At 38.1% G+C, this 15853-nt stretch carries 13 protein-coding genes; 2 read left to right on the top strand and 11 right to left on the bottom strand.

Translation table 11 applies throughout. The features are described from left to right. Positions 1-13: 13 nt before the first annotated feature. The 8 genes from cydC to IGL80_RS05620 all read right to left on the bottom strand — a co-directional run bounded on the left by cydC (position 14) and on the right by IGL80_RS05620 (position 10801). The gene (gene cydC / locus IGL80_RS05655; protein ID WP_002379581.1) at positions 14-1780 is read right to left on the bottom strand and encodes a thiol reductant ABC exporter subunit CydC; all 1767 of its coding nucleotides are present in this window, start codon (positions 1778-1780) and stop codon (positions 14-16) included. After that, positions 1777-3510: a thiol reductant ABC exporter subunit CydD gene (gene cydD / locus IGL80_RS05650; protein ID WP_002364369.1), complete on the bottom strand. Its 1734-nt coding sequence runs from the start codon at positions 3508-3510 to the stop codon at positions 1777-1779. Before cydD ends, cydC begins: the two co-directional genes overlap by 4 nt. Positions 3511-3514: 4 nt before the next feature. Beyond that, on the bottom strand, positions 3515-4528 hold the full coding sequence (gene cydB / locus IGL80_RS05645) for a cytochrome d ubiquinol oxidase subunit II (RefSeq protein ID WP_002356976.1): 1014 nt from the start codon (positions 4526-4528) through the stop codon (positions 3515-3517). Further along, a complete protein-coding gene (locus tag IGL80_RS05640) occupies positions 4525-5943 on the bottom strand; it encodes a cytochrome ubiquinol oxidase subunit I (RefSeq protein ID WP_002356974.1) in 1419 nt (472 codons plus the stop codon). Before IGL80_RS05640 ends, cydB begins: the two co-directional genes overlap by 4 nt. A gap of 665 nt (positions 5944-6608) precedes the next feature. Beyond that, on the bottom strand, positions 6609-7472 hold the full coding sequence (locus IGL80_RS05635) for an AraC family transcriptional regulator (RefSeq protein ID WP_002360013.1): 864 nt from the start codon (positions 7470-7472) through the stop codon (positions 6609-6611). A gap of 84 nt (positions 7473-7556) precedes the next feature. Beyond that, positions 7557-9638, bottom strand: coding sequence for a DNA topoisomerase III (locus IGL80_RS05630; protein WP_002360012.1), 2082 nt, complete (start codon positions 9636-9638; stop codon positions 7557-7559). Between the two features lie 130 nt (positions 9639-9768). Further along, positions 9769-10134 (bottom strand): DUF1033 family protein, encoded by a 366-nt coding sequence (locus tag IGL80_RS05625; protein ID WP_002356966.1) that lies wholly within the window; start codon positions 10132-10134, stop codon positions 9769-9771. Between the two features lie 97 nt (positions 10135-10231). Next, the gene (locus IGL80_RS05620; protein WP_002356965.1) at positions 10232-10801 is read right to left on the bottom strand and encodes a TetR/AcrR family transcriptional regulator; all 570 of its coding nucleotides are present in this window, start codon (positions 10799-10801) and stop codon (positions 10232-10234) included. A 132-nt stretch (positions 10802-10933) separates the two neighbouring features. Here IGL80_RS05620 and IGL80_RS05615 point away from each other — a divergent pair, with 132 nt between their 5' ends. Together IGL80_RS05615 and IGL80_RS05610 are read left to right on the top strand one after the other, a co-directional pair. Next, positions 10934-11449, top strand: a complete 516-nt coding sequence (locus IGL80_RS05615; protein WP_002356963.1) for a YbhB/YbcL family Raf kinase inhibitor-like protein — start codon at positions 10934-10936, stop codon at positions 11447-11449. A 16-nt stretch (positions 11450-11465) separates the two neighbouring features. Continuing rightward, positions 11466-12704 (top strand): multidrug efflux MFS transporter, encoded by a 1239-nt coding sequence (locus tag IGL80_RS05610; RefSeq protein ID WP_002360011.1) that lies wholly within the window; start codon positions 11466-11468, stop codon positions 12702-12704. Positions 12705-12883: 179 nt separating this feature from the next. Here the strand turns inward: IGL80_RS05610 and mnmA are convergent, their stop codons facing one another. From mnmA to IGL80_RS05595, 3 genes are all read right to left on the bottom strand, one after another. Beyond that, positions 12884-14008, bottom strand: coding sequence for a tRNA 2-thiouridine(34) synthase MnmA (mnmA, locus tag IGL80_RS05605; protein WP_002362075.1), 1125 nt, complete (start codon positions 14006-14008; stop codon positions 12884-12886). 225 nt (positions 14009-14233) lie between these two features. Next, positions 14234-14578, bottom strand: a complete 345-nt coding sequence (locus IGL80_RS05600; protein WP_002360008.1) for a DUF1831 domain-containing protein — start codon at positions 14576-14578, stop codon at positions 14234-14236. Between the two features lie 67 nt (positions 14579-14645). Next, entirely contained in the window at positions 14646-15791 is a 1146-nt protein-coding gene (locus IGL80_RS05595; RefSeq protein WP_002360007.1) for a cysteine desulfurase family protein, read from the bottom strand. Positions 15792-15853 lie beyond the last annotated feature (62 nt).

Raw genomic sequence — 15853 nt, 5'->3', positions numbered from 1 at the left:
ACCAGTCGTTTTTTTATTCCTCGAAAGAACTAATGCCACGATCAATTCGGTAAAGTTTTTGATAATGCGCATTGGTTGCAAGTAATTCTTCTGGCGTACCACTCATCTCTAATTGGCCATCTTCAATAAAGATCACTTGATCCATCAAAGTTACGCCTTGCAAATGGTGGGTAATCCAGATGACGGTTTTATCTTTTAATGCCTCAAAAAAGGTTTCCAGCAATTGCTGTTCTGTAATTGGATCTAAACCAGTAGTTGGTTCGTCTAATAACACAATCGGTGTATCTTGCAAAAGAATCCGCGCTAGTGCCAAGCGATGTCGTTCGCCACCAGAAAAACGCAAACCTGCTTCATCCACCATTGTTTGTAAACCTTCTGGTAATTGGGCAACCATTTCTTTTAAGCCGACTTTTTCTAAAACCGCCCAAACTTCTGCTTCGCTTGCTTCTTCTCTACCAATCCGAATATTATTTAAAATGGTTGTTCGAAATAGGTACGGTGCTTGGTGCATAACCCCAATATATTCAGTCATCGTCTCACCAAATGCCTCAGTTGGGATGTTTCCTAAAAGGATTTCTCCCGAAGTAGGCCGTAAATCACCACGAATGAGCGAAGCCAACGTACTCTTTCCGGAGCCACTGCGCCCTAAAATCGCTAATTTTTGTTTTTCAGGAATTGTTAACGATAAGTCATTTAATACCTTTTTCGCTTGATTTTCATATGCAAAAGACAAATGTTCTATCGATAAACTGGTGCCATTTGGCTGAACAGGCGCTTCTGTTGAGTCATCTTCCCCTTCAGGAAGCTCATTAAAACGACGAATGGAATCCTTATAAATCGTTGTTTCCTGTGCTGCAGCAGGTAGCGGAGCAAAAGCATCAATTAACGGAAAAACGGTTAAAACAAAGGCACCAATCCAATTGGCTGCGCCCCCATGATTACCTGGAAACCGCACACTAGTCCAAGCTAAGACAGCAATCGCAATCACGCCAAACAGAAGTTGTAAAACAAAGTCTCGGCCACGGTTAAATTGCTTCATTTTTTCATCTAATGCACGAACATTCGCTTCATCTGTTTCATAACGAGCAACGAATTCAGAGCCACGTTGACTAAATACCCAATCAGACACACCTAAAATATTGTCGGTTAGTGTTTGATATAACTCATTTTTGGCATATTTATGTTTTTCTTGACGCGCACCATTCACTAGAACTGAAACAAGTGGTAATAGAAAAACAACCACTCCTAACATCAGTAACATGCATAAAGCAAACCACCAAGAAAAGAAACCTAATGCAATCACTAAAAAGATATACAAAATCCAAGCAATAACGGTTGGGAAAATCGTTCGTAAATACAAGTTTTGGATATGATTAATATCCTCCGAAAGCAAACCTAAGATATCCCCAGTGCGATATTTTGTCTTAAAGAAAATCGCATCTTTTTCTAGCACATTATAAAGTTTCAAGCGCAGATCAGAGGTCATTTTTAACACCCAGTTATGACTCGTTAGACGCTCCACATAACGAAAAACAGGACGGCCAATCCCGAATGCTCTTGTTAAAACAATGGGAATATAAATTAATAAAATATTCTCTGGTAAGGAAGCCGCACGACTGATTAAGTAACCAGACGTAAACATTAATGCCCCTGCGCTAAAGAACGTCAAGAAGCCTAAAAGTAAGGCAAAATACAAGGTTTTTTTATAGCGTTTTAAGAAAGGACGAACCCATTGATCGTTTTTCCAAACGTCTTTCGTTGTCGGCTGTTTTTCCATCATTGGCGTCCTCCTCTCATTTGCTTCATTAATTGAACATAGTAGCCATCTTTTTCAATCAACTCTGCTAGCGTTCCTTGTTCCACTAATTGACCTTTTTCCATCACTAAAATGTAATCCATTTCTTCCATCCAATGCAGACGATGTGTCGCAAAGAAGACAAGATGATTGTTCATTAATGGCAACATGCGCTCTTTCATTTCAACTTCTGTTTCAATATCCAAATGCGCTGTCGGCTCATCAAACAGCAAGACGTGGCGTTTTTGATCAACAAAGGCGCGGGCCAACGCTACTCGTTGCGCTTGTCCCCCACTTAACATTCGACCACTTTCCCCAATCAAGGTATGAATTCCTTCGGGAAGGTCTTTAACCAGCTCGTCTAAGCCAACTAACTGAATCGCTTGCTGAATCGCCTCATCTGTTGCTTCAGGTGTATAAAAGCGAATATTGTTTGCCAAAGTATCTTGGAAAATATATGGTGCTTGCGGAATATAAAGGATTTGTTTTTGCCAGTCTTTTTGTAAAAAATGTGGAATCGTTTGGCCATTTATCGCCAATTGACTCGTTTCTTCTGTTGGTAATAAAAAGCCGCTTAATAAATTAATTAACGTTGACTTACCAGAACCACTCGCCCCGATAATTCCAATCTTTTTGCGACCATCAACAGAGAATTGCAACGATTGAATTGCTTCTTGCGTTGCATCTTCATAGGAAAAATTTAACGCTGTGACTGACAACTGACTTTCTTGATGCCAATCATCTAACGTGAGCACATCGGTCTGTTCTGCTTCTGGCAATGCTAATACCGCTTGGATCGCTTGAAAAGAGTTTTTTCCATCTAAGGTTGCGTGATAATCACTTGAAAAATCACGAATCGGTAAAAAGAACTCAGGTGCTAAAATTAAAGTAACCAAGGCAGGAAATAATAAAATCGTGCCGTTTAATAAACTTAATCCAAGGAAAACTGCCACAACAGCTACCGATAATGTCGTAAAAAAGTCTAACGCAAAGGTTGATAAAATAGCAATTTTCAACGTACTCATGGTCGCTTTTCTGAATCGTTCACTTGTATGGTAAATACTCCCAGCATATTTTTTACTCAACCCAAACAGTTTCAGTGTGTCAATTCCTCGCAAGGAATCAATAAAATGATTGGAAAGCATTTGAAACGCCGCATATTGCTTGTCCGCTTTACTTTGTGCTGCATAACCTAACACAATCATAAAAATAATAATAATCGGAAAAACAATCAACAATGTTACGCCTGAACGAATATCTTGTGTAAAAACAAAGGCCAAAATAATCCAAGGAATAATCATCATATTCATCATTTTTGTCAAAATCAATTGTAAATAATTTTCGGTTTGACTAATGCCTTCTAAAGCCATGGTAACCATATTTCCAGTTCCATTTTTTTGAACAACATTTGGCCCCAAACGGAAAATTTTGGTTAATAATTGTTCGCGTAATTCTTTCGAGCGTTCATAACTAAATGTATCGAGCATTCTCTCACGAAAATACGTAATAACATGTCGACCAAGATAAAAAATAAAAAAGAGTAAAATACTCTGTAGTTGTTGGTTAAGATGCCCGCCACTCCAAAGGCCGACAATGGCTTTTGAAAGAAAAAAAGCTTGCCCAATTATAAAGACTGCTTGCAGGAAAGAAAAACCTGCAAGCAAGACAAGAATTTTTTTGATTTTAGGCATCTGTAAGATGTCTTTATCAATCATAGATTTAATACCCCTCTGGTACGGCTGTCTGTGAAATACGTTTTCTGAAAATATAATAGGACCAAGCAGTATAAGCTAACACGAATGGTAAAATGCTTAAAGAAATCCACGTCATAATTTTTAGTGTATATGGTGTGCTTGTTGCATCTTTAATCAACAAATCAAAACCTTCACTACCAATCATAACACGTGGGAACAAGCCACTGAACAAGAGAGCAACTAGTACAACTAATGTTAAACCACTCGCTAGAAAAGCTAACATCTCTTTGCGTTTAAACACCCCAACATTGGCAATGACCGTTAAGACCACAATTGCTAACGTTAAAATTAAAGTGACCGCAAAGTTCTTTTCATAAAAGTCCGTTTTGAAGTACATCAACACTGCAAAAACAACTAAACCGACATATAAAACGCCGTATAAGATTTCTGCATAATTTCGAGCACGTTCGCGAATTGGGCCTTCTGTTTTTAAAGCAATATAGTTCATGCCGTGTAAGTAGCAAAGTAATGTTAAGGCTACTCCACCAACAATTGAAAACAGATTAAAATAATCCGTAAATTGCGCATGCATATTGCCGTTTGCATCTAAAGGCATTCCTTGGACTAAGCTGATAAACAAAATACCAAAGAAGAACGGTACAAGGAAACTACCAATTGATAGCGTCCAGTTCCACATCCGACGACGTTTACCTTCCGGCATGTTGTGGCGGAATTCAAAGGAAACTCCGCGAATAATTAAGCCAAATAAAATCGTAAATAGAATTAAATAGTAGCCACTAAATAATGAAGCATACCAATATGGGAAAGAGGCAAACATTGCGCCGCCCGCTGTTAATAGCCAAACTTCGTTTCCGTCCCAGACAGGTCCAATTGTTGCAACGACTTGATCTTTTTCGTCGTCATTGTGTGCCAACGTTTGAACGGCCATTCCAACACCAAAGTCAAATCCTTCTAAGAAGAAGAAACCTGAGAACAAGACGCCGATAAGGACAAACCATAATAATTGTAGTGTACTCATTCGCCAAATACCCCCTTATCAAATGGATCCAACGCTGGTTCATTTTCTTTCGCTAATTTTTTCGCTTCATAGTCTGGTCCTTTACGTAATTCTAAAATAACCAAGTAAACCATGACACTACCTAAACCAGCAAATAATAAGAAATAAATGACATTTGACGTAATTAATGAAGCAACCGATACATTTGGTGAAACACTTTGTTCAATCGTAAATAATCCATAGACAGTCCACGGATAACGACCTAATTCAGTGACTAACCAACCTGTTGTATTGGCAAGGAATGGTGCGAATGTACATAAAGCAACAATCCACAGCATCCATTTCTTCTCGTACAGCGATGGTTTTTTCTTCCTTGTAAAGAATAGTCCTAAGGCAGCAACCAATAACATTAAGGCACCAAAACCAGCCATGATACGGAAGCTCCAGAATAAAGTGTTAACTGGTGGATAATAATTTTTATCATCCCCATATTTTTCTACCAAGCGCTTGTTGACTGTATCCATCCCATCAACCGAACCTGATAATTTATTATACGATAAAATACTTAGCATATACGGAATATCGATACCAAAAACTTGTTTATGTTCTCGTTCATCTGCCCAAGCAATCAATGTCCAAGCAGCAGGATCATCAGAGTCTTCATAGGCCCCCTCCATCGCCGCAAATTTCATTGGTTGTCCTTCAATTAGAGCTTTCATTTGCAAGTCGCCAGCTAATAAAACGCCGATTGAACCGAACAAAGTAACCCATAAGCCAATGCGCATAGATGCTTTGTGGAATGAAATATCCCGTTTTTTCAACAATTGGAAAGCAGCCATACCAGCTACTGCCATGCCGCCCAATGTAAAGGCGCCCATGATAACGTGTGAAAATTCATACCAAACTTTTGGATTGCTGATGACAGCTACAAAGTCCACCATTTCAGCACGGCCATTATTGATGACATAACCTACTGGATGTTGCATAAAACTATTGGCAACTAGAATCCAGAAAGCAGACATCATTGAACCGAATACGACTAACCAGATAAACGTTACGTGAACTTTTGGATTCATTTTATCCCAAGTAAAGATCCACAAACCTAAGAATGTTGACTCTAAGAAGAAAGCTAAGAGCGCTTCTACCGCCAACGGTGCCCCAAAAATATCTCCGACGAATCGAGAGTAATCAGACCAGTTCATCCCAAACTGAAATTCTTGAATAATCCCGGTTACAACCCCAACAGCGAAGCTTAATAGGAATATATTCCCCCAAAACTTGGCCATTTTACGATAACGTTCCTCTTTTTTCACAACGTACATTGTTTCCATAATTGCTACAACAAGTGCTAATCCTATTGAAAACGGTACGAAGAAAAAGTGGAAAACTGTTGTCATCGCAAATTGGATTCTCGCCAATGTTACAATATCAAACATATTATTTCCTCCCTGATTTGCCTCCACACAAAGAAACAAGCTTACCTGAATTGTTCATTTCCATTAGCGATGACTCCTTTTATCTACGAAACTAAAAGAAAATTCAAGTGAACTTTTCCAAAAAGTGTGAAAATGCATGTAATATAGAATAATTCCAATCTAAGTATACAACTTTCTGAGGCAGAAACCAAACAATACAGAAGCATTTCTCACAATTTTTTTAGGTGCTACCAAGATTTCTTCCCTTTCTTCTATCAATAAAAAAAGCCCTTCCTAAAAAAAGGAAGAACTAATCTCAATCTATCAACATTTTGACTTATCACTTGATTAGTTTTCGAAAATCGAAGCAGCTCGTCTTTGATGATAAAAATTCTAATCTTGTGATGAAAATTACGGATTGCTTGTGGTGATAGTTTGTTTTTTAACAACATGGCTATAAAACAGGGGAGAAAAAGCCAAATCAAAAAAGTTTGTTTTGGTACCATTCCAAACAACATGACTCTAAAACCTCGGAGAATTATTTTTTCTCCATGATTCCGTATTCGCATCACTTATCCATAGCTAGATTTCAGTTTAGAAGGTCTAATTTTTTTCTTCACGTTTATTATACCAAACTTTTTCCTTCTTGGCGGAAAAACCCACCATTTTTCAATGGTGGGTTTTCTTTATTTAGTAGCTGTAACAGCAAGCCAGATTTCACTATACTTAGCTTCTGCTGGTCCTTGATATTGCGTAAACGAAATTTCTGGTGCTGCAACGACTTGGTAACCAGATGAAGGCAACCATTCAGAGAATATCTTTGCCCAGGTTTCTTGTAAAGTTTGTGGGAAAGGACCTTCATTTGGAAAAACCGCCCATGTATGAGCAGGTACGCTTAGTTGCTCCAAATCTTCATAGGTATTTTCTTGCGAAGTGGCAAAGCCAATCATGTGTGTCATTTCTCCACCTTCTGTTGTTCGTCCCTCTTGAAAGTCAAAAGAAGCATTTACTACTTGATGAGGATATATGTCATCAAATGTATGCATTTCCGCTCGTTGTTGTGGTGTAATGCGCTGTGCTAATTCCATGATTGCTTGATTTTCCCCTTGATACTGCAAGGGAACCTTCTGACTAACTCCGACTATTTGAAACGCTGGTTTTTCAATCAATTTAACATCCATTGATTGTCCTCCTTTAATATCAATATAGAAAGAGAATTTAGGGAACGTTTTTTGGATTTGTGTTTTCATTACTTCAGAAGGGGCTTGTCCTGACCAATCGCGAAAGGCTCTTGAGAATCCTTCAATACTTTGATAACCATATTTAAAAGCTACATCTGTCACTTTTTCACCAGCAAGTAATGCTAAATTTGCTTCCGCCAAACGTCTCTTTTTAATATACTCAGCCAGACTCATCCCCGCAATAAACGAAAAAGTTCGTTTAAAATGGTAAACAGAAATCCCTGTCTTTTTTGCCAATTCATCGAAGGATACTTCTTCCGTTAAATGTTCTTCAATATAATCCATTGCTTGATTTAAATTTGCGAGCATCCGTGTCCCTCTCTTTCTATTTGAAAGTTTACTAAAGACCAACAAGGATGACTTGATTATTTAGAGCCAACATTCGTCAAGTCGCTACTCTTGATTCATAGCGGCTTTTAAGGCCTGCGCTAAAGCACTTTCTTCTGGTTCGTCTGGTTGTGAATATTTTTTCATCAAACGACGTTCTTCATGTTTAGTCATTTTTTGTTTTCGTTCTTTTTTATCGGGAATTTTTTCAGTAATCGAACAGAATTTACATTTGAAAGAACGACCATTTTTTCCTTCTATGATGACCATTTTTTTATGGCATTGTGGGCAACGGTGATTGGATACTTTAGGATCTTTTCGCCGACGATAAGGACATTCTTGGTTTGTACAAACGTAAATCTTCCCATCTTTCGTATTTTTCTCCCGTAAGTTTGAGCCACAATCTGGACATTTTTTTTGCGTAATGGAAAAATCTTGATATTTTTTCTCGCTTTGTTTAATTTCACGGACTAATTTTTTCGTATCCTCTTCAATATCCTTTAAGAAAAGTTGACTCTTTTGTTGACCCGAAGCGATTGCTTCGAGCGACTTTTCCCATTTTTCCGTTAGTTCAGGTGTCACAAGTGATGGATTCACCAAGTCTAATAGTTGCTTTCCTTTGGCAGAGACACTTAAACCGCTATTGGTTCGTTCCATCAATTCTGATTTAATCAGTTTTTCAATGATTTCAGCTCGCGTTGCCGGTGTGCCTAAACTGTGTTTCTCCATTTTTCCTAACAACGTTCCTTCGGTTAATGGTTTTGGCGGCGACGTTAATTCTTTGTTAATGGTAAAGTTTGGCGCAACGGTCATGCCTTTTTGCCATTGGACAGTGGATAGCGGCTGTTCGGCTGTTGTTTTCCAGCCAGCAACAACTACTTTATTTTGATGAAAGACAAACGTTTCTTTTCCAAAAGCGACTGTAACTTTTGTTTGTTTGGTTTGGTTTGGCTCAGCAAACAAACCTAAGAATCGTTGAACAATCATTTGATAGATTTTTTGTTCATCATTGCTTAGCTTTTCATAACGAGGACGTTGTTCAGTTGGAATCAACCCATGGTGATCCTTGACTTTTGCATTTTGGAAAACTTTTTGTTGTTTAACAACAGCCCCATTTTTAAGGTAGCCTTTCACTTCTGGTGAAAAATCAGCAATGGCTTGAAGTCGTTCTTTCATCGTTCCTTTCATATCCGTTGTTAGATATTTGCTGTCAGTTCGAGGATAGGAAACAATTTTATGGGTTTCGTATAAACTTTGTACAAGAGACAACGTTTTCTTTGCAGAAAATTGGAATCGCTGGTTGGCTTCACGCTGGATTTCGGTTAAATCATATGGTAACGGCGCATTTTCTGTTTTAACTTTTTCTTGGATATCGGTAACTAAGCCCTTTTGTTTTGAGAGTTCTTTGACTAATTGTTCTGCTTCCTGCCGTTCTTTTAAAGCGTATGGATTTTTTTGGGTCATCTTTGCTTTTTCTGATTCAACAGTTAACGAGATAGTAAAATAAGTTTGAGGCTTAAATTGTTCAATCGTTTTTTCTTGTTGGCGTACCATTGCTAAAGTTGGTGTTTGAACACGACCTGCGGATAAGTTATCTTGATATTTCACTGTCAAGGCCCTTGTGACGTTTAGACCCACTAACCAGTCAGCTTTTGCACGCGCCAAGGCAGAGTAATACAAATTATCGTAGTCTTTCGCTGGGCGAATTTTCTTAAACCCGTCTTTAATGGCTTTGTCTGTTTGAGATGAAATCCATAAGCGTTTGACTGGTTTGTTAAAACGGACATATTCTAAAATCCAGCGGGCCACTAATTCACCTTCACGACCAGCATCGGTGGCAATCACGGCTTCAGAAACATCTTTACGATTAGCTAATTGTTTAATCGCTTTTAATTGATGTCCCGTTTTCGGTAACGGTTTAATCCCTAAATTCTTAGGAATCATCGGTAAAGTTTCAATTTGCCACGTTTGCCATTCTTTGTTTAAATCTTCTGGCATTTTTAGTCCTAAGAGGTGGCCTAAAGCCCAGGTGACAATCACGTTGGGTCCTTCATAATAATTCTTATTTTTTTGATTTGCTCCTAAAACGCGGCTTAAATCTTTTGCTACGCTAGGTTTTTCAGCAATAATTAATTGTTTTGCAACCACTAGTTTCGCTCCTTTTTGAGTGCTATCTTTTCGTATTATACCAAATATTAGCTCGATTTTCTCTAAATTCCGAGAATAGAAAAAGAGTTTAAAGAAAATTCCCTGAGGTTTTTCTTTAAACTCATGCGTTTCAAATAACTTTCCGTTTGCAGAATTTTGTTTTGCCAAAATGATTGGATATTGTGGTAAACTCAGCTTTATTTTCAAAAGTAACCGCATGATGATTTTCTAGTAATGCTAAACCGAAGTATTGTTGTAAATCTTCATCGCATTCTTCACACCAGCGTTCTTCCCCATCATTCCAGAAAGCCGTTAAATAGTTAGGCTTTGTGTTGACGTATGTATAATTCTGAGAAAGTTTTTGCCAAACTTCCACATAATATGTCTCTGCATCGGTCAAGTTATCGAAGGTTTTTTCTTGAACAATGTCCTCTTGCCAATCATCAAAAAACCACCAAGGTTCATTGTCGCCATACATTGTAATTACTTGATACATTGAACCGCTCCTTTTTTTGCTACTGTAGGTATCATAGTCACTTTCTGAAAAAGTTGCAAGGATTTGGTTTCGGACTGAGAAATTTTTGAAATTTATTTTATCCTGCCACTTCTAAAGAAGCAATAAAATCTTCAATCATGCGACGATAACTTTCTTCCGGCGTGGCTTCTTCGCGTTGAAAATAACCTAAAAAACGTAAGGTAATATAACCATGGATTAAGCTACGTAATTCTCGGCTTTTGTGCAGTCGTTCTTCATTATTAAATGGATAAAAAGCTAAAAGTTGTAAGATAATTTGATTGGTTTCATGGATGCCTTCAATTAATTGTTGGTTTTGCGTTTTCGGCACACTGATAAGTAATTCATAGACTGCAGAATTTTCAAAAGCAAATTGTTGGTACGTTTCAGCATATATCCGAATTGCTTCTGCGCCACTCTTACCCACTAAGGCTCTTCGCAATGCATCATTTAATTCTTGAATTAACAAGTCCACTAGAGCATTTTTTACTTCAGCAATATTTTTAAAGTGATTATAGAGTGAAGGATACTTGATGCCTAAATCAACGGCTAAATTTTGAAAGGTTAATTGTTGAACGCCCAATTCTTCCGCTAGATTGCGGGCACTTTCAAGGATTTTGGCTTTCGTTAAATTCCGTTTTTTTGCCATCTTTCTGACGCCTCCAATTCTTAAATTTTGGACAATTATTAGTTTATCATATCTATTGACTCTTTTTAAACTATAAATTATAGTTTATAATAATAATTTGTAAACATTATTTTTGAAAGAAGGCTGTTTGGCATGCATATTACCAACCGTTCTCATTTGGCCGATCGTTATGGCAAACGAACCAGTGCAGAATTTTTATTACACGAACGTCCTATTTTATCTTTTCCTATTTCTTTAGCGGCCATTCCTAAAGAAGCCCGTTATTTATCCTGGGAATTAATTGATTATGACACGATTCCTCTAATCGGTTTCCCTTTTATTCATTGGTTAGCTGCCAATGTTCCTGTAACCAATGAGATTCCTGAAGACTTTAGTCGAACAGCACTCAAGCCTACCATTCAAGGAAAAAATAGTCTTGCTTCTCCTTTGGGGAAACAGATGATTCCTGCGCTTGCCACTGAAACGTTACCTGAGTTAACCGAACGTTATCTGGGGTTAAGCCCTCGCTCTGGTGTGCACACCTATACGTTATATGTGTACGCTACAAAAAATCCACTAAATTTAAAAGAAGGCTTTTTTGCGAATGAATTGCATCAAGCATTGAATGATCAACTACTCGCCAAAGCCAAATTTGAATTTCTTTACTAGAAAGTGAGGAAATAGAATGTATGAATTAATTAAAAGTAAAATTTTCCGTCCAAGACAACCTTGGGAAAAAAATCTGCTCGTTTTATGGTTTGGCACATTTATGGCTGGTATTGGCTTTAGCTTAGTGATGCCATTTATGCCTCTTTATATCAACACATTAGGTACTTTTACCCACCAACAATTGAATTTTTGGAGCGGAATCACGTTCTCTTCCACTTTTTTAGTCACAACCATTGTTTCACCTTGGTGGGGCCGTTTAGCCGACCGAAAAGGACGCAAGTTAATGTTATTACGCGCTTCATTAGGGATGGCTATCGTCATTAGTTTAATGGGCGCAGTCACAAGTGTTTATCAATTGATTGGCTTACGCTTATTACAAGGTGTTTTTTCTGGTTATATCAGTAATGCGACTGCGTTAGTTGCTACAGGCACACCTAAGGAAAAAAGCGGTCAAGTGCTTGGTACTTTAGCCACTGGTTCTGTTACCGGCACGTTGCTTGGTCCTCTTTTGGGCGGTGTCACTGCGTCTATTTTCGGTTATCGGCCAACCTTTTTCATTACTGGTACTATTTTATTACTCGTTTTTGTTTTGAGTCTCGTCTTTGTCCATGAAGAGTTTGTGCCAATTGAAAAAAATCAAGCCGCATCTGGGAAACAAATTTTAAAAAAACTAGAACATCCCCACGTGATTCTTGGAATGTTTATTACGACATTAATCATTCAAGCTTCCAATAATTCAATTAGTCCCATCATCAGTTTATATATTCAACAATTGTTGGGTGGTCACGGAAATGTCACCTTAATTAGCGGAGTCATTGCTTCTATTCCAGGGATTGCAACGTTAATAGCCGCCCCTCGTTTCGGCCGGTTAGGCGATCGTATTGGCAGTGAACGCATCTTGACAATTGGCTTAATTTTAGCCATTTTCGTTTACCTACCAATGGCCTTTGTTCAAAATGTCTGGCAGCTTGCCATGCTTCGTTTCTTAGTTGGGATTTCCGATGCCTGTTTACTACCAGCTGTTCAAACGTTGATCACTCGTTATTCCCCAAGTGACGCTGCAGGTCGTATTTTCAGTTACAATCAATCTTTCCAAGCGACAGGAAATGTGATTGGTCCTATGATTGGTTCAAGCGTATCTGCCGCTTTCGGTTATCGTGGGGTCTTTATTTCCACTTCTTGTCTGGTTCTCATTAACCTTCTATGGGTTCGTCGAAGCACCGCCGAATTAAAAAAAGAGAAAAATGATGCCTAAGTTATACACAGAAAAGTTATCCACAATTTGAATTTTTAATTTTTCTCTTTTTCTTATTTTAAAAAAAATAGGCATATAAAACAAAAAAGAAAAGCGGATACTTACTGGTTTTATGACCAGCATATCCGCTTTTCTTTTGGTTAACTCTGCGCTTTTTGTTTCACAACTCGTGAAACTTTTTAGACGTATTGTAGTTCTTTTTCATCTTGGTAGGCGCGATCAATTAAGCCGCCCCCTAAGCATTCCATTCCATCATAAAAAACAACAGCTTGGCCTGGAGTAACTGCGCGCGCTGGTTCCTTAAACGTAACGGTTGCTTTTGTGCCATCTTCAGATAAGGAAACATGCACTGGAATATCTGCTTGACGATAACGGAATTTAGCCGTACAGTCAAACTCTTTTGGCATTGGTGTATCAACAGTAAAATGAACCTCACTAGCTTCTAAATGTGTTGCATATAGTTTTTCATGGTGAAATCCTTGTCCCACATATAATGTATTGGTGGTTAAATCTTTCCCAATCACAAACCATGGTTCTTGTGTTTTACCGCCGCCACCAATTCCTAAGCCTTGGCGTTGACCGATAGTATAATACATAAGACCATCATGTTGTCCTTTGATTTCGCCATCTTCTGTCACCATGTTGCCTTTTTTAGCTGGTAAATAATTACTCAAAAATTCTTTGAAATTCTTTTCACCAATAAAACAAACGCCCGTTGAGTCTTTTTTCTTGGCTGTGGCTAATCCAGCACGTTCAGCAATTGCACGAACTTCTGATTTTTCCATGCCACCCAATGGAAACATTGTTTTTGCCAATTGGGCTTGTGATAATTGGCTTAAAAAATAGGTTTGGTCTTTATTATTATCAATTCCACGTAACATATGCACTACGCCATTTTCATCCGTTTCTACTTGCGCATAGTGGCCAGTTGCAACATAGTCAGCGCCTAGTTGCATAGCATAATCTAGGAATGCTTTAAATTTAATTTCTTTATTACACATGACATCTGGATTTGGTGTCCGTCCTAACCGATATTCTGCTAAAAAATATTCAAACACACGGTCCCAATATTCTTTTTCAAAATTGACCGAATAATACGGAATCCCAATTTGATCCGCTACTTTTGCGACATCTTTATAATCCTCAGTTGCGGTACAGACACCATTTTCGTCTGTATCGTCCCAATTTTTCATAAAGATCCCAATTACATCATAGCCTTGCTCTTTTAAAAGCAACGCTGTGACAGATGAATCGACACCGCCACTCATGCCTACCACGACACGCGTTTTGCTGTTATCTGCCATTTTATCACCATCATTTCAATTAGATTCTGAAATCATCCACGATTTGAAGGTCGTAACTTTTCAGTGCTTTTCATTATACTATTTTTTTGAAATAAGTAAAGCAAGCCGGGCGTATAATGAGAAAATACTTGGAACAAAGACACAGCCAACAAGCTGTTGCTTTCAAATAAACAGAAAACCTGAAGGAACAAGCTACTTTCACTTGTTTCTTCAGGTTTCTCTAAATTATTCTACTTTCTCTAATACACCACGGCTAATTAAGCCATCCATTAAGAAAAAGTATTTTTCTTTACTCATTTCATGTTGTTCATTCTTGAAAATATTCATTGGTTTTAAACCATTTGCCGTTGTAATGGACATTTTCAACTCTTTTAGATCAGCAGTGATCGTAATTTTCAATTTGAAGCCTTCATTTCTCTGAGGCGTTGGATCTAAGGAACGAATCAATTGAAAGTTCCCTGATTTTGTTTCAGTAAAGCCGTTATCTTTTAATGTATAGCGTTTTGCACTAGGATGTATTTTGTAAAAAACTGTTGAGCCTTCAACAGCAGCCGTTGTTGTAAATGCCATGGGTTCCACCTCATTATTTTCATTGTTATCTTCATTATAGCGAAAACCTGTAGCTGCCGCAATCAGATTATTTTTTCAATTGTTGAATCACTGCAACTAGTACTTCAGAAAAAGTCGCAATTTCTTCTGGTGTGTTCCCGTAGCCAAAACTAATCCGGATTGATTCTTTAATAGCTGAGGAATTTTCTCCATACATCGCTGTCAACACGTGCGAAGGATCCACAGTTCCCGCTGTACAAGCCGAGCCTGTTGAAATCGCAATACCTCTTAAGTCCAAATGCATTAAGAGCAAATCACTGGGAATTCCTTTTAAATGAAGATTTAAGACATGCGCTAAACGATTCGTTGGTTCACCATTAATTGAAAAATCAATATTGGCTTCTTCTAACGCTTTTAAAATAATCGTTTGAAAACTTTGATAGGCTGTTTTTCTTGCTTGCTTTTCTGCAGAAGTTAGTAATGAAACGGCAGTACCCATGCCAATAATTCCAGCTAAGTTTTCCGTGCCCGCACGTCGTTTTTCTTCTTGTTCCCCACCATGTAAAAGAGGTGGTAATTGGATTGCATCGCTTTTAAATAAAAAACCTACGCCTTTTGGACCATTGATTTTATGAGCGGAAATACTTAATAAGTCGATCCCTAATTCATGAGGTAAAATGACTTCACTTCCATAAGCTTGGACGGCATCTGTATGAAAAATCGCCGAATGATTTTTAAGAATTGCACCAACTTCAGCAATCGGTAATCGATTTCCAATTTCATTATTGCCATACATCATTGAAACCAAGATCGTTTCTTCGCGTAAAGACTTTTTGAATTGATCCATTGAAATCTGACCATTTTCATTCACAGGTAAGTAAGTCACTTCAAAGCCTAACGTTTCTAAGTATTCCATCGTTCGTAACACAGCGGGATGTTCAATTGCCGTAGTAATAATATGTTTTCCTTCCTTTTGACGAGAAAAAGCAACTGCCAAGATGGCTGTGTTATCCCCTTCTGTACCACCACTATTAAAAATAATTTCGTGGGGTTTGGCTTGTAAGCTCTCGGCAATCGTTTGACGCACTTCTTCCAGAAGACCGTGTGCCTTTCGTCCAAACTGATGAATACTTGATGGATTGCCAAAAGTGGTTTGCATATTCTCAGTCATCGCTTGAATGACCGTTGGATGAAGCGGCGTTGTTGCCGCATGATCTAAATAAATGGGTTCCAAATGACTCGTCCCTTTCCTTATGTTCTGGCGTTATTCTAGCATAAAAAGCTTAAAACACAAAA

This window comes from Enterococcus sp. DIV2467a, from assembly GCF_050532945.1.
In the GTDB taxonomy this organism is placed as follows: Bacteria; Bacillota; Bacilli; order Lactobacillales; family Enterococcaceae; genus Enterococcus; species Enterococcus faecalis.
This window is presented reverse-complemented; position numbering and strand designations above follow the sequence as displayed.